Genomic DNA, 14,251 nt, shown 5'->3' with positions numbered 1-14,251 from the left:
CAGGTTCTGGTCAAGCCAGGTTCGGTCAAGCCGCACACCAAGTTCACCGCAGAAGTTTACGTTCTGAGCAAGGAAGAAGGCGGTCGTCACACTCCTTTCTTCAAAGGCTACCGTCCACAGTTCTACTTCCGTACTACTGACGTGACTGGTAACTGCGAGCTGCCAGAAGGCGTTGAAATGGTAATGCCAGGTGACAACATTCAGATGACTGTTACCCTGATCAAAACCATCGCGATGGAAGATGGTCTGCGTTTCGCTATCCGTGAAGGCGGTCGTACCGTCGGCGCTGGCGTCGTAGCCAAAATCATCGAGTAAGACTTTTAAAGTCAGCTTGATGGATTGAAAAAGCCCCCGCTCAGCGGGGGCTTTTTTATTGGGTTGACACCTATCGGGGGCGTCTATAGAATTGCGCCTCCTTTTAACGGGCGTATTGCGCCCGGTGGGAATAGCAGCCGGAGTCTGAAATCCAATGCAAAATCAGCAAATCCGTATCAGGTTGAAGGCTTTTGACCATCGCCTGATCGACCAATCAACCCAGGAAATCGTGGAAACCGCGAAACGTACTGGTGCTCAAGTGCGTGGTCCAATTCCACTGCCTACCCGTAAAGAGCGGTTCACCGTTCTGGTTTCCCCGCACGTCAACAAAGACGCGCGTGACCAGTACGAGATCCGCACTCATAAGCGTGTTCTGGACATCGTCCAGCCAACGGATAAAACCGTTGACGCGCTGATGAAGCTTGATCTTGCGGCCGGTGTGGAAGTGCAGATCAGCCTCGGCTAAGACTCGGTCTTGGTCGTGTAACGCTCTGAAATGGGCGGCCATAGCGGGTGAAAGCCCCGTACACTCATGAGGTTTACAACATGACTATTGGTGTAGTCGGTCGTAAATGCGGTATGACCCGTATTTTCACCGAAGAAGGTGTCTCCATTCCGGTCACGGTCATTGAGATCGAGCCGAATCGCGTCACCCAGTTCAAAACTGAAGAGACCGATGGCTATCGTGCAGTGCAAGTCACTGTCGGCGAGCGTCGCGCTTCGCGTGTAACAGCAGCTCAGGCTGGCCACTTCGCTAAAGCGAACGTTGCCGCTGGTCGCACCACCATGGAATTCCGCCTTGAAGAAGGCGAGTACCAGGCTGGCGATCTGATCAACGCTGAAATCTTCGCCGCTGGTCAACTGGTTGATGTAACCGGTCAGTCCAAGGGTAAAGGCTTCCAGGGTACGATCAAGCGTTGGAATTTCCGCGGGCAAGATAACACCCACGGTAACTCCGTATCCCACCGCGTCCCAGGCTCTATCGGCCAGTGCCAGACTCCTGGTCGTGTATTCAAGGGCAAAAAAATGTCCGGTCATATGGGCGCTGAGCGCGTGACCGTGCAGTCCCTGGAAGTAGTGCGCGTGGACGCTGAACGCAATCTGTTGTTGGTCAAGGGTGCTGTTCCTGGCGCTACTGGCGGCAACCTGGTTGTACGTCCAGCAGCCAAGGCTCGCGGTTAAGGGGAAGCTGACATGCAATTAAATGTAAATGACGCTCAAGCGATCGAAGTTTCCGAACTGACATTTGGCGGCGAATTCAACGAGACGCTGGTTCACCAAGCAGTCGTGGCCTACATGGCCGGCGGCCGTCAAGGTAGCAAGCAGCAGAAGACCCGTTCCGACGTTCGTGGTGGCGGCAAGCGCCCATGGCGTCAGAAAGGTACTGGCCGTGCTCGTGCCGGTACTATCCGTAGCCCAATCTGGCGTGGCGGCGGTACCACTTTCGCAGCTCGTCCACAGGATCACTCCCAGAAGCTGAACAAGAAGATGTATCGCGCAGCAATGCGTTCCATCCTTGCTGAGCTGGTGCGTACTGATCGTCTGGTCGTGGTTCAGGATTTCGCTGTTGAAACTCCGAAAACCAAAGATCTGCTGGGCAAACTGAACAACATGAGCCTGACCGACGTTCTGATCGTGTCGGACGCTGTTGATCAGAACCTGTACCTGGCTGCTCGCAACCTGCCGCACGTAGATGTACGTGACGTGCAAGGTTCCGATCCAGTTAGTCTGATCGCATACGACAAGGTGTTGATCACCGTGTCGGCCGTGAAGAAATTCGAGGAGCTGCTGGGATGAACCAGGAACGCGTATTTAAAGTTCTGCTTGGCCCGCACGTTTCCGAGAAGGCTACGGTTCTGGCAGACAAGAAAGGCCAGTTCGTTTTCAAGGTTGCTACTGATGCAACCAAGCTGGAAATCAAGAAGGCCGTCGAAAGCCTGTTCAGCGTGAAAGTAGAGCGCGTCACTACCCTGAACGTTCTGGGTAAGAGCAAGCGCACTGCTCGCGGTCTGGGCAAGCGTAATGACTGGAAGAAGGCAGTTATCTCCCTTCAGCCAGGCCAAGATCTCGATTTCAGCAGCAGTGCTGAGTAAGGAAGGGGTGCATCATGGCAATCGTTAAATGCAAACCGACTTCCCCTGGCCGCCGTTTTGTGGTCAAGGTGGTCAACCAGGAGCTGCATAAAGGCGCTCCTCACGCACCGCTGCTCGAGAAAAAATCGAAGTCTGGTGGTCGTAACAACAATGGCCGTATTACCACTCGTCACATCGGTGGTGGTCATAAGCAGCATTACCGTATGGTCGATTTCCGTCGCAACGACAAAGATGGCATCGTCGCCACTGTCGAGCGTATCGAATACGATCCAAACCGTACTGCTCACATCGCACTGCTGTGCTACGCAGACGGCGAGCGTCGCTACATCATCGCCCCTAAAGGCGTGAGTGCTGGCGACCAGCTGATCGCAGGCGCTCTGGCTCCAATCAAGCCAGGCAACGCTCTGCAACTGCGCAACATTCCAGTCGGTTCTACCGTACACGGCATCGAATTGAAGCCAGGTAAAGGTGCACAGATCGCTCGTTCCGCTGGTGCTTCGGCTCAGTTGATCGCTCGTGAAGGTGTCTACGTGACCCTGCGTCTGCGTTCCGGTGAAATGCGTAAAGTCCTGGCTGAATGCCGTGCGACCCTGGGTGAAGTCTCGAACTCCGAGCACAGCCTGCGTTCGCTGGGTAAAGCTGGTGCCAAACGCTGGCGTGGCGTTCGCCCAACCGTTCGTGGTGTTGCCATGAACCCGGTTGACCACCCACATGGTGGTGGTGAAGGTCGTACCTCTGGTGGTCGTCATCCGGTATCGCCATGGGGCTTCCCGACTAAGGGCGCGAAGACTCGTGGTAATAAGCGTACCGACAAAATGATCGTCCGTCGTCGCAAGTAAATAGAGGGATACGACAGTGCCACGTTCTCTGAAAAAAGGTCCTTTTATTGATCTTCACCTACTGAAGAAGATCGAAGTGGCGGCGGAAAAGAACGATCGCAAACCAATTAAAACCTGGTCGCGTCGTTCGATGATCCTGCCACAAATGGTCGGTCTGACCATCGCAGTACACAACGGTCGTCAGCACGTCCCAGTTCTCGTTAACGAAGACATGGTCGGCCACAAACTGGGCGAGTTCGCCGGTACCCGCAACTATCGCGGGCACGTGGCTGACAAGAAAGCCAAGCGTTAAGGGGTAAGGAAATGGAAGTAGCCGCTAAGTTGTCGGGCGCTCGAATCTCCGCCCAGAAAGCCCGCTTGGTCGCCGACCAGATCCGCGGGAAGAAGGTGGGCGAAGCGCTCAACCTGTTGGCTTTCAGCAGTAAGAAAGCCGCCGAGATCATGAAGAAAGTGCTGGAGTCGGCCGTAGCCAACGCCGAGCATAACGAAGGCGCAGACGTTGATGACCTGAAGGTCAGCACCGTTTTCGTCAACGAAGGGCGTTCGCTGAAGCGCATCATGCCACGTGCCAAAGGCCGTGCTGATCGCATCGTCAAGCGGTCTTGCCATATCACTGTCAAGGTTGCTGACAAGTAACGGAGTCGAAGAGATGGGTCAGAAAGTACATCCCATTGGCATTCGCCTGGGAATCGTCAAGGAGCACACCTCCGTCTGGTACGCAGACGGTCGGACTTATGCGGACTACTTGTTCGCAGATCTGAAAGTGCGTGAGTATCTCCAAGACAAACTAAAAAGCGCGTCCGTAAGCCGTATCGATATCCATCGTCCGGCCCAAACTGCACGCATCACCATCCACACCGCTCGTCCAGGTATCGTTATCGGGAAGAAAGGTGAAGATGTTGAGAAACTGCGTCAGGACCTGACCAAGCAAATGGGTGTGCCTGTGCACATCAATATCGAAGAGATCCGCAAGCCGGAGCTCGACGGTATGCTGGTTGCGCAGAGCGTAGCTCAGCAGCTGGAGCGTCGTGTAATGTTCCGTCGCGCTATGAAGCGCGCTGTACAGAACGCCATGCGCATTGGTGCCAAAGGCATCAAAATCCAAGTGAGCGGTCGTCTCGGCGGTGCTGAAATCGCACGTACTGAATGGTATCGCGAAGGTCGTGTGCCACTGCACACCCTGCGTGCCGACATCGACTATGCCAACTACGAAGCTCACACCACTTACGGTGTGATCGGTGTAAAGGTTTGGATCTTCAAAGGCGAAGTTATTGGTGGTCGCCAAGAAGAACTGAAACCACAAGCACCAGCGCCTCGTAAAAAAGCTGCTAAGTAAGGGGTACGCCAAATGTTGCAACCAAAGCGTACGAAGTTCCGCAAGCAGATGACCGGCCACAACCGTGGTCTGGCACTGCGCGGTAGCAAAGTCAGCTTCGGCGAGTTCGCGCTGAAGTCTGTTGCTCGTGGTCGTCTCACCGCTCGTCAGATCGAGTCAGCGCGTCGTGCTCTGACCCGTCACGTAAAACGTGGCGGCAAGATCTGGATCCGTGTATTCCCGGACAAGCCGATTTCCAAGAAACCTCTCGAGGTTCGTATGGGTAAAGGTAAGGGTAACGTGGAGTACTGGGTTGCCCAGATTCAGCCAGGCAAAGTCCTGTATGAAATCGAGGGTGTTTCTGAAGAGCTGGCGCGTGAGGCTTTCGCCCTGGCTGCTGCAAAGCTGCCGCTCGCCACCTCCTTTGTTAAACGGACGGTGATGTGATGAAAGCGAATGAACTTCGTGAAAAATCCGCACAGCAGCTGAACGAGCAACTGCTCGGCTTGCTGCGCGACCAGTTCAATCTGCGCATGCAGAAAGCAACTGGCCAGTTGGGGCAGTCTCATCTGCTCTCGCAAGTTAAGCGTGACATCGCTCGCGTGAAGACTGTGCTCAACCAGCAGGCAGGTAAGTGATCATGGCTGAAGCCGAAAAAACTGTCCGTACGCTGACTGGCCGTGTTGTCAGCGACAAGATGGACAAAACCATCACCGTTCTGATCGAGCGTCGCGTAAAGCACCCGATCTACGGTAAATACGTTAAGCGTTCGACTAAGCTGCACGCGCACGACGAAACCAATCAGTGCCACATCGGCGACAAAGTCACTATTCGTGAAACTCGTCCGATGGCCAAGACCAAGTCTTGGGCGCTGGTTGATGTTCTCGAACGCGCTGTGGAAGTCTAAGGGCTAGGGGTCGGAGAAATTATATGATTCAGACTCAATCCATGCTCGATGTGGCCGATAACAGCGGCGCTCGCCGTGTTATGTGCATCAAGGTGCTGGGTGGCTCCCATCGTCGTTACGCTGGTATCGGTGACATCATCAAAGTTACCGTGAAGGAAGCAATTCCTCGCGGTAAAGTGAAAAAAGGCCAAGTGATGACTGCTGTTGTAGTCCGCACTCGTCACGGCGTACGTCGTGCTGATGGCTCCATTATCCGCTTTGATGGCAACGCTGCTGTTCTTCTGAACAACAAGCAAGAGCCGATCGGCACCCGTATCTTTGGGCCAGTGACCCGTGAACTTCGTACTGAGAAGTTCATGAAGATCGTCTCGCTCGCCCCAGAAGTGCTGTAAGGAGATCCGACATGCAAAAGATTCGTCGTGACGACGAGATCATCGTGATCGCCGGCAAAGACAAAGGTAAGCGCGGTAAGGTGCTGAAGGTTCTTGCTGACAACCGTCTGGTTGTTGGTGGTCTGAACCTGGTCAAGCGTCATACCAAGCCTAACCCGATGTCGGGCGTACAGGGCGGTATCGTCGAGAAAGAAGCGCCACTGCACGCTTCCAACGTCGCCATCTTCAACGGCGAAACCAACAAGGCTGACCGCGTTGGTTTCAAAGTAGAAGACGGTAAGAAAATTCGTGTCTTCAAGTCGACCCAAAAAGCGGTTGATGCTTGAACACTGCTAGGTAGAAGACCATGGCACGACTAAAAGAGATTTACCGGAAGGAAATCGCTCCGAAACTTAAGGAAGAACTTAAGCTTTCGAACGTGATGGAAGTTCCGCGCGTTACCAAAATCACCCTGAACATGGGTCTGGGCGAAGCGATCGGCGACAAAAAAGTCATCGAGCACGCTGTTGCTGACCTGGAAAAGATCACCGGCCAGAAAGTCGTTGTGACCTACGCTCGTAAATCCATCGCTGGCTTTAAAGTCCGCGAAGGATGGCCGATCGGCGTCAAAGTGACCCTGCGCCGTGAGCGTATGTACGAGTTCCTGGATCGTCTGCTGTCGATCTCCCTGCCTCGGGTTCGCGACTTCCGCGGCCTGAATGCCAAGTCCTTCGATGGTCGTGGCAACTACAGCATGGGCGTGAAAGAGCAGATCATCTTCCCGGAAATCGACTACGACAAGATCGATGCTCTCCGCGGTCTGGACATTACCCTGACCACCACTGCCAAGAACGATGATGAAGGCCGCGCTCTGCTGCGTGCTTTCAAATTCCCGTTCCGCAACTGATTGGAGTAGGAAAATGGCCAAGAAGAGCATGAAGAACCGTGAGCTGAAGCGTCAGCTCACCGTTGCCAAGTACGCCACCAAGCGTGCAGCGCTGAAAGCTATCATCGTCGATCTGAACGCAAGTCCAGAAGCGCGTTGGGAAGCTACCGTAGCTCTGCAGAAGCAACCACGTGACGCAAGCGCTTCGCGCATGCGTAACCGTTGCCGCCTGACTGGTCGTCCGCACGGCGTGTACCGCAAGTTCGGCCTCGGCCGTAACATGCTGCGTCAAGCTGCAATGCGTGGTGACGTACCAGGTCTGGTTAAAGCCAGCTGGTAACAGTTGTCAAAGTCTCGATGTTCGGGTTCGCAAGAACCTGACCATCGGTGGCCTTGAATCTGAATCAAGCCCCTTTTGGGGCTTGATTCATTTCTGGGGTGTGTCTAGAATGACCGGCTCGCCTGAGCCCGTGTTTTTCTGCCCGGAAGTTCTCGGCGACAAGTAGTAGCCGCAAGGCTAATTTTTTTGTATTAGGAGCGTCTAGCCCATGAGTATGCAGGACCCGTTAGCGGACATGCTAACTCGAATCCGTAATGCCCAGATGGCTGAAAAGTCTGTCGTAAGCATGCCGTCTTCCACGTTGAAGGCTGCTGTAGCAAAAGTCCTGAAGGACGAAGGTTACATCGCGGATTTTCAGATCACCACCGACGCCAAGCCGTCGCTGTCCATCTCGCTGAAGTACTTCGAAGGCCGTCCGGTTATCGAAGAAGTGAAGCGCGTTAGTCGTCCAGGCCTGCGTCAGTACAAGTCCGTTGAAGATCTGCCGAAAGTTCGTGGCGGTCTTGGCGTGTCTATCGTCTCCACCAACAAAGGTGTGATGACTGATCGTGCTGCGCGCGCTGCCGGTGTCGGCGGCGAAGTTCTTTGCACTGTGTTCTAAGGGGGGATAAGCATGTCTCGCGTCGCTAAGAACCCCGTTAAGCTGCCAGCCGGTGTCGAAGTCAAATTCGCAGGCCAGCAGCTTTCGGTGAAGGGTGCCAAGGGCACTCTTGAACTGAACATCCATTCGTCCGTTGAGATCGTTGAGGAAGCTGGTGAGCTGCGTTTCGCTGCTCGCAATGGCGATCAACAAACTCGCGCAATGGCCGGTACCACGCGTGCGTTGGTAAACAACATGGTCCAGGGCGTAAGCCAAGGCTTCGAGCGCAAGCTCCAGCTGGTCGGTGTTGGTTACAAAGCGCAAGCAAAAGGTCAGGTTCTGAACCTGGCTCTTGGCTTCTCGCACCCAGTGGATTACGAACTGCCGGAAGGCATCACCGCTGAGACTCCTAGCCAGACCGATATCCTGATCAAGGGCATCGACAAGCAGCTGGTAGGTCAAGTGGCCGCCGAGATCCGCGACTTCCGTCCACCAGAGCCGTACAAAGGCAAAGGTGTGCGCTACGCGGACGAAGTCGTCCGTCGTAAAGAAGCCAAGAAGAAGTAGGGCATAGCAAATGACCGACAAAAAAGTTACTCGACTGCGTCGCGCTCGCAAAGCACGCCTGAAAATGCACGAACTCGAAGTCGTGCGTCTCTGCGTGTTCCGCTCGTCGCAGCACATCTACGCCCAGGTCATCTCGGCCGACGGCAACAAAGTCCTGGCAAGTGCCTCGACTTTGGATAAAGAACTGCGTGATGGTGCCACTGGCAACATCGACGCGGCCACAAAGGTTGGCCAGCTGGTCGCTACGCGTGCTAAGGCCGCTGGCGTATCGCAAGTGGCTTTCGACCGCTCTGGCTTCAAGTACCATGGCCGCGTTAAAGCGCTGGCTGATGCTGCTCGTGAAGCTGGGCTGGAGTTCTAAGTTATGTCAAATAACGACCAAAAGCGCGACGAAGGCTACATCGAGAAGCTGGTTCAAGTTAACCGCGTAGCCAAAACCGTTAAAGGCGGCCGTATCTTCACTTTCACCGCGTTGACCGTGGTTGGTGATGGTAAAGGGCGTGTTGGCTTCGGCCGTGGCAAGTCGCGTGAAGTGCCTGCTGCGATCCAGAAGGCAATGGAAGCTGCTCGCCGTAACATGATTCAAGTTGACCTGAACGGCACCACTCTGCAGTACGCGATGAAGTCCGCTCACGGCGCTTCGAAGGTGTACATGCAGCCTGCTTCTGAAGGTACCGGTATCATCGCTGGCGGCGCTATGCGTGCTGTCCTCGAAGTTGCTGGCGTTCAGAACGTTCTGGCCAAGTGCTACGGCTCGACTAACCCGGTAAACGTGGTTCACGCCACTTTCAAGGGTCTGAAGGCTATGCAGTCTCCTGAGTCCATCGCTGCCAAGCGTGGCCTGCGTGTTGAGGAGATCAAGTAATCATGGCTACCGTTAAAGTTACGCTGATCAAAAGCATGACCGGCCGCATCCCTAACCACAAACTGTGCGTTAAGGGTCTGGGTCTGCGTCGCATCGGTCACACTGTAGAAGTCCAGGATACTCCCGAGAATCGCGGGATGATCAACAAGGCTTACTACATGCTGCGTGTCGAGGGTTAATCGATGAAACTCAATGATCTGAGTCCAGCGCCGGGTTCCCGTCGCGAAAAGCATCGTCCGGGCCGTGGTATCGGTAGTGGTTTGGGCAAGACTGGTGGCCGTGGTCACAAAGGTCAGACCTCCCGCTCCGGTGGCACCATCGCTCCAGGCTTTGAAGGCGGTCAACAGCCGCTGCATCGTCGTCTGCCTAAGTTCGGTTTCGTTTCCCTCAAAGCCATGGATCGCGCAGAAGTGCGTTTGTCCGAGCTGGCTAAAGTGGAAGGCGACATCGTTACTGTGCAGTCCCTGAAAGATGCCAACGTGATCAACGTCAACGTACAGCGTGTGAAAATCATGCTGTCCGGTGAAGTGACTCGCGCTGTCACTATCGGCAAGGGAATCGGCGCCACCAAAGGTGCGCGTGCGGCTATCGAAGCAGCTGGCGGCAAGTTCGAGGAATAAATGGCTAAGCAAGGTGCTCTCTCTGCGCTCGGCAAAGGCGGTATGTCTGAACTCTGGGCTCGTCTGCGTTTTCTGTTCCTGGCGATTATCGTCTACCGAATAGGCGCACACATCCCGGTTCCAGGTATCAACCCGGACCGACTCGCAGACCTGTTTCGACAGAATGAGGGGACCATTCTTAGCTTGTTCAACATGTTCTCCGGCGGCGCGCTGGAACGGATGAGCATCTTTGCACTGGGGATCATGCCGTACATTTCGGCATCGATCATCATGCAACTGATGACCGCCGTCAGCCCGCAGCTGGAGCAGTTGAAGAAGGAAGGTGAAGCTGGCCGTCGCAAGATTAGCCAGTACACCCGCTACCTCACCGTCGCTCTCGCTCTGGTCCAGGCTATTGGCATGTCCATTGGTCTGGCGGGGCAGGGCGTCGCGTTCACTGGTGACTTTGGCTTCCATTTCGTCGCGGTAACCACATTTGTGGCTGGTGCGATGTTCATGATGTGGCTGGGTGAGCAGATTACTGAGCGTGGTGTTGGCAACGGTATCTCGATGTTGATTTTTTCGGGTATCGTCGCCGGTCTTCCGAGAGCAATCGGGCAGTCTTTCGAGTCTGCGCGTCAGGGCGATATCAACATCTTCGCCCTGGTTGCCATCGGTTTGCTGGCAGTAGCGATTATCGGTTTCGTGGTGTTCATTGAGCGTGGTCAGCGTCGTATCGCTGTTCATTACGCCAAGCGTCAGCAGGGCCGCAAGGTTTTTGCTGCGCAGACAAGCCACTTGCCGCTGAAGGTGAACATGGCCGGTGTTATTCCGGCTATTTTCGCGAGCAGCATTTTGCTGTTCCCGGCTTCGTTGGGTGCCTGGTTCGGTCAGTCTGAAGGTATGGGCTGGTTGCAGGACATCTCGCAGTCGATCGCTCCTGGTCAGCCGTTGAATATTCTGCTGTTTAGTGCAGGGATTATTTTCTTCTGCTTCTTCTATACGGCGTTGATGTTCAATCCGAAAGACGTAGCGGAAAACCTGAAGAAGTCCGGTGCCTTTATTCCGGGCATTCGTCCAGGTGAGCAGTCTGCGCGCTATATTGATGGCGTTCTGACCCGCTTGACCCTGTTCGGTGCTCTTTACATGACGGCCGTGTGCCTGTTGCCCCAATTCCTGGTGGTTGCAGCAAACGTTCCGTTCTACCTTGGCGGGACCTCGTTGCTGATCGTGGTCGTGGTTGTGATGGACTTCATGTCCCAAGTACAATCGCACCTCGTTTCGCACCAGTACGAATCCCTGATGAAGAAAGCCAACCTGAAGGGTTACGGCAGCGGCATGTTGCGCTGAGTACCCATAAGGTTCGAGGAGTTGGTGATGAAAGTTCGTGCATCGGTGAAAAAGCTGTGCCGTAACTGCAAGATTATTCGCCGCGAAGGTGTTGTTCGAGTAATTTGCAGCGCGGAACCGCGTCACAAACAGCGCCAAGGCTGAGTGTGATTATGCTTCAAGCCCGGTAGCTAGTGCGCTACCGGGTTGATTATTTGTTATTACAGCGATATTATCTCGCGCCCTATTTCTTGGCTTCCGGGGCGTAGGTAGCTGTCAATTGGAGTCCCACTGAATGGCCCGTATTGCAGGCGTTAACATTCCAGATAACAAGCATACTGTTATCTCGCTGACCTACATCTATGGTGTTGGTCGCACTACTGCGCAGAAGATCTGTGCAGTGACTGGGGTAAACCCAGCAGCAAAGATCAAAGATCTGAGCGACGAGCAAATTGAACAGCTGCGTGGCGAAGTGGCGAAGTTCACCACTGAAGGTGACCTGCGTCGCGAAATCAACATGAAAATCAAGCGCTTGATGGACCTCGGTTGCTATCGCGGTCTGCGTCATCGTCGTGGTCTGCCAGTACGCGGTCAGCGTACCAAGACCAACGCGCGTACCCGTAAAGGTCCGCGTAAGCCGATCCGCAAGTAATCGCCCCAGCGAATCGACAGGAATTTAATCATGGCAAAACCTGCTGCTCGTCCTCGTAAAAAAGTTAAAAAGACAGTGGTTGATGGCATCGCCCACATCCATGCATCTTTTAACAACACCATCGTGACCATTACCGACCGTCAAGGTAACGCTCTTTCCTGGGCTACCTCCGGTGGTTCGGGTTTCCGCGGTTCCCGCAAGTCCACCCCGTTCGCTGCTCAAGTAGCTGCTGAACGTGCTGGTCAAGCTGCGCTGGAATACGGCCTGAAAAACCTCGACGTCAACGTCAAGGGTCCAGGTCCAGGTCGTGAATCCGCAGTCCGCGCTTTGAACGGCTGTGGCTACAAGATCGCCAGCATCACCGACGTGACGCCAATCCCGCACAACGGGTGCCGTCCGCCGAAGAAGCGCCGCGTGTAATCCAGGAGATTGTAAAGAATGGCTCGTTACATTGGTCCAAAATGCAAACTCGCTCGTCGCGAAGGCACCGATCTCTTCCTGAAGAGCGGCGTGCGCGCGATCGAATCGAAGTGCAACATTGAAGCAGCACCTGGTATCCACGGCCAGCGCCGCGGTCGCCAGTCCGACTACGGCACCCAACTGCGTGAAAAGCAGAAGGTCCGTCGTATCTACGGCGTTCTCGAGCGTCAGTTCAGCGGCTACTACAAAGAAGCTGCTGGCAAGAAAGGTGCAACCGGTGAAAACCTGCTGCAACTGCTCGAATGCCGTCTGGACAACGTTGTATACCGTATGGGCTTTGGTTCGACTCGTGCCGAATCCCGTCAACTGGTATCGCACAAGTCGATCAGCGTTAACGGTCAGACCGTAAACGTTCCGTCGTATCAGGTTCGTGCTGGTGACGTGGTTGCAGTTCGCGAGAAAGCAAAAAACCAGCTTCGCATTGTCCAAGCTCTCGATCTGTGTGCCCAACGTGGCCGCGTAGAATGGGTAGAAGTAGACACTGAGAAGAAGTCGGGCGTTTTCAAGAACGTTCCTGCTCGCAGTGATCTGTCCGCCGACATCAACGAAAGCCTGATTGTCGAGCTCTACTCCAAGTAAGGGCTAGAAAATAGGTGCATCCATGCAGATTTCGGTAAATGAGTTCCTGACACCCCGCCACATTGATGTGCAGGTTGTCAGTCCAACCCGCGCCAAGATCACTCTCGAGCCTCTCGAGCGTGGTTTTGGCCACACCCTGGGCAACGCGCTGCGCCGCATCCTGTTGTCCTCAATGCCCGGCTGCGCAGTAGTCGAGGCCGAGATTGACGGTGTGCTCCACGAGTACAGCGCCATCGAAGGTGTACAGGAAGACGTAATTGAAATCCTGTTGAACCTTAAAGGTCTGGCCATCAAGCTGCACGGTCGTGACGAAGTTACGCTGACCTTGTCGAAGAAGGGTTCGGGGGTGGTTACCGCTGCCGATATTCAGCTGGATCATGATGTCGAGATCGTTAATCCCGATCACGTAATCGCTAACCTGGCGTCTAACGGCGCCCTGAACATGAAGCTCACCGTAGCTCGTGGTCGTGGTTATGAACCAGCCGACTCGCGTCAGAGCGATGAAGACGAAAGCCGCAGCATCGGTCGCTTGCAGCTCGACTCTTCGTTCAGCCCGGTTCGCCGTATCGCTTACGTGGTGGAAAACGCCCGTGTCGAGCAGCGTACCAACCTGGACAAGCTGGTTATTGATCTGGAAACCAACGGTACCCTGGATCCTGAAGAGGCTATCCGTCGCGCTGCAACCATCCTGCAACAGCAGCTGGCTGCGTTCGTCGACCTCAAAGGTGAAAGTGAGCCGCTGGTTGTCGAGCAGGAAGACGAGATCGATCCGATCCTGCTTCGCCCGGTTGACGATCTGGAACTGACTGTACGTTCGGCTAACTGCCTTAAGGCGGAAAACATCTACTACATCGGCGACCTGATTCAGCGTACCGAAGTAGAGCTGTTGAAGACTCCGAACCTGGGCAAGAAATCCTTGACTGAAATCAAGGACGTTCTGGCCTCCCGCGGTCTGTCCCTCGGCATGCGCCTCGACAACTGGCCGCCTGCAAGTCTTAAGAAGGACGACAAGGCGACTGCCTGATCGTCGTAATCACCGAACGTAGTGTTTGGTAAGGAATGAACCATGCGTCATCGTAAAAGTGGTCGTCACCTGAGCCGCACCAGCTCGCACCGCAAGGCCATGTTCCAAAACATGGCGGTGTCGCTGTTCGAGCACGAGCTGATCAAAACTACTCTGCCAAAAGCCAAAGAACTGCGCCGCGTTGCCGAGCCGCTGATCACTCTGGCCAAGACAGACAGCCTGGCTAACCGCCGTCTGGCTTTCGACCGTACTCGTTCGAAAGCTATCGTTGGTAAGCTCTTCAACGACCTGGGCAAGCGTTACGCTACCCGTGAGGGTGGCTACCTGCGCATCCTCAAGTGCGGTTTCCGCGCTGGCGACAACGCGCCTATGGCGTACGTCGAGTTGGTTGATCGTGCTACTGCTGGCGAAGCTGTATCCGCCGAGTAAGACGTCAGTCTGAAACAAAGAACCGGGCCTAGTGCCCGGTTTTTTGTGTCTGTAAGAAATGCGCCGTCCATACAAGTTTCT

At 54.8% G+C, this 14,251-nt stretch carries 29 protein-coding genes; all 29 read left to right on the top strand.

Annotated elements, in window-relative coordinates:
* Positions 1–315: EF-Tu C-terminal domain-related protein (locus AC0Z5Z_RS15710; RefSeq protein ID WP_485611287.1), on the top strand; the 315-nt coding region annotated here is incomplete at its 5' end.
* Between the two features lie 154 nt (positions 316–469).
* Positions 470–781: a 30S ribosomal protein S10 gene (gene rpsJ, locus AC0Z5Z_RS15705; RefSeq protein WP_003186070.1), complete on the top strand. Its 312-nt coding sequence runs from the start codon at positions 470–472 to the stop codon at positions 779–781.
* An 80-nt stretch (positions 782–861) separates the two neighbouring features.
* Positions 862–1,497 carry a 50S ribosomal protein L3 gene (gene rplC / locus AC0Z5Z_RS15700; protein WP_003228738.1) on the top strand — a complete coding sequence of 212 codons (636 nt, stop codon included), beginning with the start codon at positions 862–864 and terminating at the stop codon, positions 1,495–1,497.
* Between the two features lie 12 nt (positions 1,498–1,509).
* Positions 1,510–2,112 carry a 50S ribosomal protein L4 gene (rplD, locus tag AC0Z5Z_RS15695; RefSeq protein ID WP_003228735.1) on the top strand — a complete coding sequence of 201 codons (603 nt, stop codon included), beginning with the start codon at positions 1,510–1,512 and terminating at the stop codon, positions 2,110–2,112.
* Positions 2,109–2,408, top strand: a complete 300-nt coding sequence (gene rplW, locus AC0Z5Z_RS15690; RefSeq protein ID WP_002555488.1) for a 50S ribosomal protein L23 — start codon at positions 2,109–2,111, stop codon at positions 2,406–2,408. Before rplD ends, rplW begins: the two co-directional genes overlap by 4 nt.
* A gap of 14 nt (positions 2,409–2,422) precedes the next feature.
* The gene (gene rplB / locus AC0Z5Z_RS15685; RefSeq protein ID WP_016772943.1) at positions 2,423–3,247 is read left to right on the top strand and encodes a 50S ribosomal protein L2; all 825 of its coding nucleotides are present in this window, start codon (positions 2,423–2,425) and stop codon (positions 3,245–3,247) included.
* 16 nt (positions 3,248–3,263) lie between these two features.
* Entirely contained in the window at positions 3,264–3,539 is a 276-nt protein-coding gene (gene rpsS / locus AC0Z5Z_RS15680) for a 30S ribosomal protein S19 (protein ID WP_011336172.1), read from the top strand.
* Between the two features lie 11 nt (positions 3,540–3,550).
* Positions 3,551–3,883 carry a 50S ribosomal protein L22 gene (gene rplV, locus AC0Z5Z_RS15675; RefSeq protein WP_003103908.1) on the top strand — a complete coding sequence of 111 codons (333 nt, stop codon included), beginning with the start codon at positions 3,551–3,553 and terminating at the stop codon, positions 3,881–3,883.
* Positions 3,884–3,896: 13 nt separating this feature from the next.
* The gene (rpsC, locus tag AC0Z5Z_RS15670) at positions 3,897–4,583 is read left to right on the top strand and encodes a 30S ribosomal protein S3 (RefSeq protein ID WP_003176422.1); all 687 of its coding nucleotides are present in this window, start codon (positions 3,897–3,899) and stop codon (positions 4,581–4,583) included.
* A 12-nt stretch (positions 4,584–4,595) separates the two neighbouring features.
* Complete coding sequence (rplP, locus tag AC0Z5Z_RS15665; RefSeq protein ID WP_003228729.1) at positions 4,596–5,009, top strand: 50S ribosomal protein L16; 414 nt, start codon at positions 4,596–4,598, stop codon at positions 5,007–5,009.
* On the top strand, positions 5,009–5,200 hold the full coding sequence (gene rpmC / locus AC0Z5Z_RS15660; protein ID WP_002555481.1) for a 50S ribosomal protein L29: 192 nt from the start codon (positions 5,009–5,011) through the stop codon (positions 5,198–5,200). Before rplP ends, rpmC begins: the two co-directional genes overlap by 1 nt.
* A gap of 2 nt (positions 5,201–5,202) precedes the next feature.
* Positions 5,203–5,469: a 30S ribosomal protein S17 gene (gene rpsQ / locus AC0Z5Z_RS15655; RefSeq protein ID WP_003194644.1), complete on the top strand. Its 267-nt coding sequence runs from the start codon at positions 5,203–5,205 to the stop codon at positions 5,467–5,469.
* A 23-nt stretch (positions 5,470–5,492) separates the two neighbouring features.
* A complete protein-coding gene (gene rplN, locus AC0Z5Z_RS15650; RefSeq protein ID WP_002555479.1) occupies positions 5,493–5,861 on the top strand; it encodes a 50S ribosomal protein L14 in 369 nt (122 codons plus the stop codon).
* An 11-nt stretch (positions 5,862–5,872) separates the two neighbouring features.
* Positions 5,873–6,187: a 50S ribosomal protein L24 gene (gene rplX, locus AC0Z5Z_RS15645; protein WP_003186046.1), complete on the top strand. Its 315-nt coding sequence runs from the start codon at positions 5,873–5,875 to the stop codon at positions 6,185–6,187.
* 20 nt (positions 6,188–6,207) lie between these two features.
* The gene (gene rplE / locus AC0Z5Z_RS15640; protein ID WP_003210069.1) at positions 6,208–6,747 is read left to right on the top strand and encodes a 50S ribosomal protein L5; all 540 of its coding nucleotides are present in this window, start codon (positions 6,208–6,210) and stop codon (positions 6,745–6,747) included.
* A 13-nt stretch (positions 6,748–6,760) separates the two neighbouring features.
* On the top strand, positions 6,761–7,066 hold the full coding sequence (gene rpsN, locus AC0Z5Z_RS15635) for a 30S ribosomal protein S14 (RefSeq protein WP_003186042.1): 306 nt from the start codon (positions 6,761–6,763) through the stop codon (positions 7,064–7,066).
* A gap of 208 nt (positions 7,067–7,274) precedes the next feature.
* A complete protein-coding gene (gene rpsH / locus AC0Z5Z_RS15630) occupies positions 7,275–7,667 on the top strand; it encodes a 30S ribosomal protein S8 (RefSeq protein WP_016772944.1) in 393 nt (130 codons plus the stop codon).
* Positions 7,668–7,679: 12 nt separating this feature from the next.
* Complete coding sequence (gene rplF / locus AC0Z5Z_RS15625; protein WP_003228722.1) at positions 7,680–8,213, top strand: 50S ribosomal protein L6; 534 nt, start codon at positions 7,680–7,682, stop codon at positions 8,211–8,213.
* 10 nt (positions 8,214–8,223) lie between these two features.
* Positions 8,224–8,574 carry a 50S ribosomal protein L18 gene (gene rplR / locus AC0Z5Z_RS15620; protein ID WP_003186037.1) on the top strand — a complete coding sequence of 117 codons (351 nt, stop codon included), beginning with the start codon at positions 8,224–8,226 and terminating at the stop codon, positions 8,572–8,574.
* Between the two features lie 3 nt (positions 8,575–8,577).
* Positions 8,578–9,078, top strand: a complete 501-nt coding sequence (rpsE, locus tag AC0Z5Z_RS15615) for a 30S ribosomal protein S5 (RefSeq protein WP_007955637.1) — start codon at positions 8,578–8,580, stop codon at positions 9,076–9,078.
* Between the two features lie 2 nt (positions 9,079–9,080).
* A complete protein-coding gene (gene rpmD / locus AC0Z5Z_RS15610; protein WP_003176408.1) occupies positions 9,081–9,257 on the top strand; it encodes a 50S ribosomal protein L30 in 177 nt (58 codons plus the stop codon).
* Positions 9,258–9,260: 3 nt separating this feature from the next.
* Positions 9,261–9,698 carry a 50S ribosomal protein L15 gene (gene rplO, locus AC0Z5Z_RS15605; protein WP_003228720.1) on the top strand — a complete coding sequence of 146 codons (438 nt, stop codon included), beginning with the start codon at positions 9,261–9,263 and terminating at the stop codon, positions 9,696–9,698.
* Entirely contained in the window at positions 9,699–11,027 is a 1,329-nt protein-coding gene (gene secY, locus AC0Z5Z_RS15600) for a preprotein translocase subunit SecY (protein WP_016772945.1), read from the top strand.
* Between the two features lie 27 nt (positions 11,028–11,054).
* Positions 11,055–11,171: a 50S ribosomal protein L36 gene (rpmJ, locus tag AC0Z5Z_RS15595; protein WP_002555468.1), complete on the top strand. Its 117-nt coding sequence runs from the start codon at positions 11,055–11,057 to the stop codon at positions 11,169–11,171.
* A gap of 130 nt (positions 11,172–11,301) precedes the next feature.
* Positions 11,302–11,658, top strand: a complete 357-nt coding sequence (gene rpsM / locus AC0Z5Z_RS15590; RefSeq protein ID WP_003186020.1) for a 30S ribosomal protein S13 — start codon at positions 11,302–11,304, stop codon at positions 11,656–11,658.
* Positions 11,659–11,688: 30 nt separating this feature from the next.
* Entirely contained in the window at positions 11,689–12,078 is a 390-nt protein-coding gene (rpsK, locus tag AC0Z5Z_RS15585; protein WP_002555466.1) for a 30S ribosomal protein S11, read from the top strand.
* Between the two features lie 18 nt (positions 12,079–12,096).
* Positions 12,097–12,717, top strand: a complete 621-nt coding sequence (rpsD, locus tag AC0Z5Z_RS15580; protein ID WP_003176404.1) for a 30S ribosomal protein S4 — start codon at positions 12,097–12,099, stop codon at positions 12,715–12,717.
* Positions 12,718–12,739: 22 nt separating this feature from the next.
* The gene (locus tag AC0Z5Z_RS15575; RefSeq protein ID WP_016772946.1) at positions 12,740–13,741 is read left to right on the top strand and encodes a DNA-directed RNA polymerase subunit alpha; all 1,002 of its coding nucleotides are present in this window, start codon (positions 12,740–12,742) and stop codon (positions 13,739–13,741) included.
* A gap of 42 nt (positions 13,742–13,783) precedes the next feature.
* The gene (gene rplQ, locus AC0Z5Z_RS15570) at positions 13,784–14,170 is read left to right on the top strand and encodes a 50S ribosomal protein L17 (RefSeq protein ID WP_003176402.1); all 387 of its coding nucleotides are present in this window, start codon (positions 13,784–13,786) and stop codon (positions 14,168–14,170) included.
* Positions 14,171–14,251 lie beyond the last annotated feature (81 nt).

It is taken from the genome of Pseudomonas sp. 1L-E-NC-VB-C3 (genome assembly GCF_057291535.1).
The sequence above is the reverse complement of the archived record's forward strand: the minus strand, read 5'-3'. Positions and strand labels throughout refer to the sequence as shown.

Bases quoted from the DNA above. Each gene is read 5' to 3' on its own strand.
- rpsJ (WP_003186070.1), top strand. From the start codon at position 470: ATGCAAAATCAGCAAATCCGTATCAGGTTGAAGGCTTTTGACCATCGC.
- rplC (WP_003228738.1), top strand. From the start codon at position 862: ATGACTATTGGTGTAGTCGGTCGTAAATGCGGTATGACCCGTATTTTC.
- rplD (WP_003228735.1), top strand. From the start codon at position 1,510: ATGCAATTAAATGTAAATGACGCTCAAGCGATCGAAGTTTCCGAACTG.
- rplW (WP_002555488.1), top strand. From the start codon at position 2,109: ATGAACCAGGAACGCGTATTTAAAGTTCTGCTTGGCCCGCACGTTTCC.
- rplB (WP_016772943.1), top strand. From the start codon at position 2,423: ATGGCAATCGTTAAATGCAAACCGACTTCCCCTGGCCGCCGTTTTGTG.
- rplV (WP_003103908.1), top strand. From the start codon at position 3,551: ATGGAAGTAGCCGCTAAGTTGTCGGGCGCTCGAATCTCCGCCCAGAAA.
- rpsC (WP_003176422.1), top strand. From the start codon at position 3,897: ATGGGTCAGAAAGTACATCCCATTGGCATTCGCCTGGGAATCGTCAAG.
- rplP (WP_003228729.1), top strand. From the start codon at position 4,596: ATGTTGCAACCAAAGCGTACGAAGTTCCGCAAGCAGATGACCGGCCAC.
- rpmC (WP_002555481.1), top strand. From the start codon at position 5,009: ATGAAAGCGAATGAACTTCGTGAAAAATCCGCACAGCAGCTGAACGAG.
- rpsQ (WP_003194644.1), top strand. From the start codon at position 5,203: ATGGCTGAAGCCGAAAAAACTGTCCGTACGCTGACTGGCCGTGTTGTC.
- rplN (WP_002555479.1), top strand. From the start codon at position 5,493: ATGATTCAGACTCAATCCATGCTCGATGTGGCCGATAACAGCGGCGCT.
- rplX (WP_003186046.1), top strand. From the start codon at position 5,873: ATGCAAAAGATTCGTCGTGACGACGAGATCATCGTGATCGCCGGCAAA.
- rplE (WP_003210069.1), top strand. From the start codon at position 6,208: ATGGCACGACTAAAAGAGATTTACCGGAAGGAAATCGCTCCGAAACTT.
- rpsN (WP_003186042.1), top strand. From the start codon at position 6,761: ATGGCCAAGAAGAGCATGAAGAACCGTGAGCTGAAGCGTCAGCTCACC.
- rpsH (WP_016772944.1), top strand. From the start codon at position 7,275: ATGAGTATGCAGGACCCGTTAGCGGACATGCTAACTCGAATCCGTAAT.
- rplF (WP_003228722.1), top strand. From the start codon at position 7,680: ATGTCTCGCGTCGCTAAGAACCCCGTTAAGCTGCCAGCCGGTGTCGAA.
- rplR (WP_003186037.1), top strand. From the start codon at position 8,224: ATGACCGACAAAAAAGTTACTCGACTGCGTCGCGCTCGCAAAGCACGC.
- rpsE (WP_007955637.1), top strand. From the start codon at position 8,578: ATGTCAAATAACGACCAAAAGCGCGACGAAGGCTACATCGAGAAGCTG.
- rpmD (WP_003176408.1), top strand. From the start codon at position 9,081: ATGGCTACCGTTAAAGTTACGCTGATCAAAAGCATGACCGGCCGCATC.
- rplO (WP_003228720.1), top strand. From the start codon at position 9,261: ATGAAACTCAATGATCTGAGTCCAGCGCCGGGTTCCCGTCGCGAAAAG.
- secY (WP_016772945.1), top strand. From the start codon at position 9,699: ATGGCTAAGCAAGGTGCTCTCTCTGCGCTCGGCAAAGGCGGTATGTCT.
- rpmJ (WP_002555468.1), top strand. From the start codon at position 11,055: ATGAAAGTTCGTGCATCGGTGAAAAAGCTGTGCCGTAACTGCAAGATT.
- rpsM (WP_003186020.1), top strand. From the start codon at position 11,302: ATGGCCCGTATTGCAGGCGTTAACATTCCAGATAACAAGCATACTGTT.
- rpsK (WP_002555466.1), top strand. From the start codon at position 11,689: ATGGCAAAACCTGCTGCTCGTCCTCGTAAAAAAGTTAAAAAGACAGTG.
- rpsD (WP_003176404.1), top strand. From the start codon at position 12,097: ATGGCTCGTTACATTGGTCCAAAATGCAAACTCGCTCGTCGCGAAGGC.
- AC0Z5Z_RS15575 (WP_016772946.1), top strand. From the start codon at position 12,740: ATGCAGATTTCGGTAAATGAGTTCCTGACACCCCGCCACATTGATGTG.
- rplQ (WP_003176402.1), top strand. From the start codon at position 13,784: ATGCGTCATCGTAAAAGTGGTCGTCACCTGAGCCGCACCAGCTCGCAC.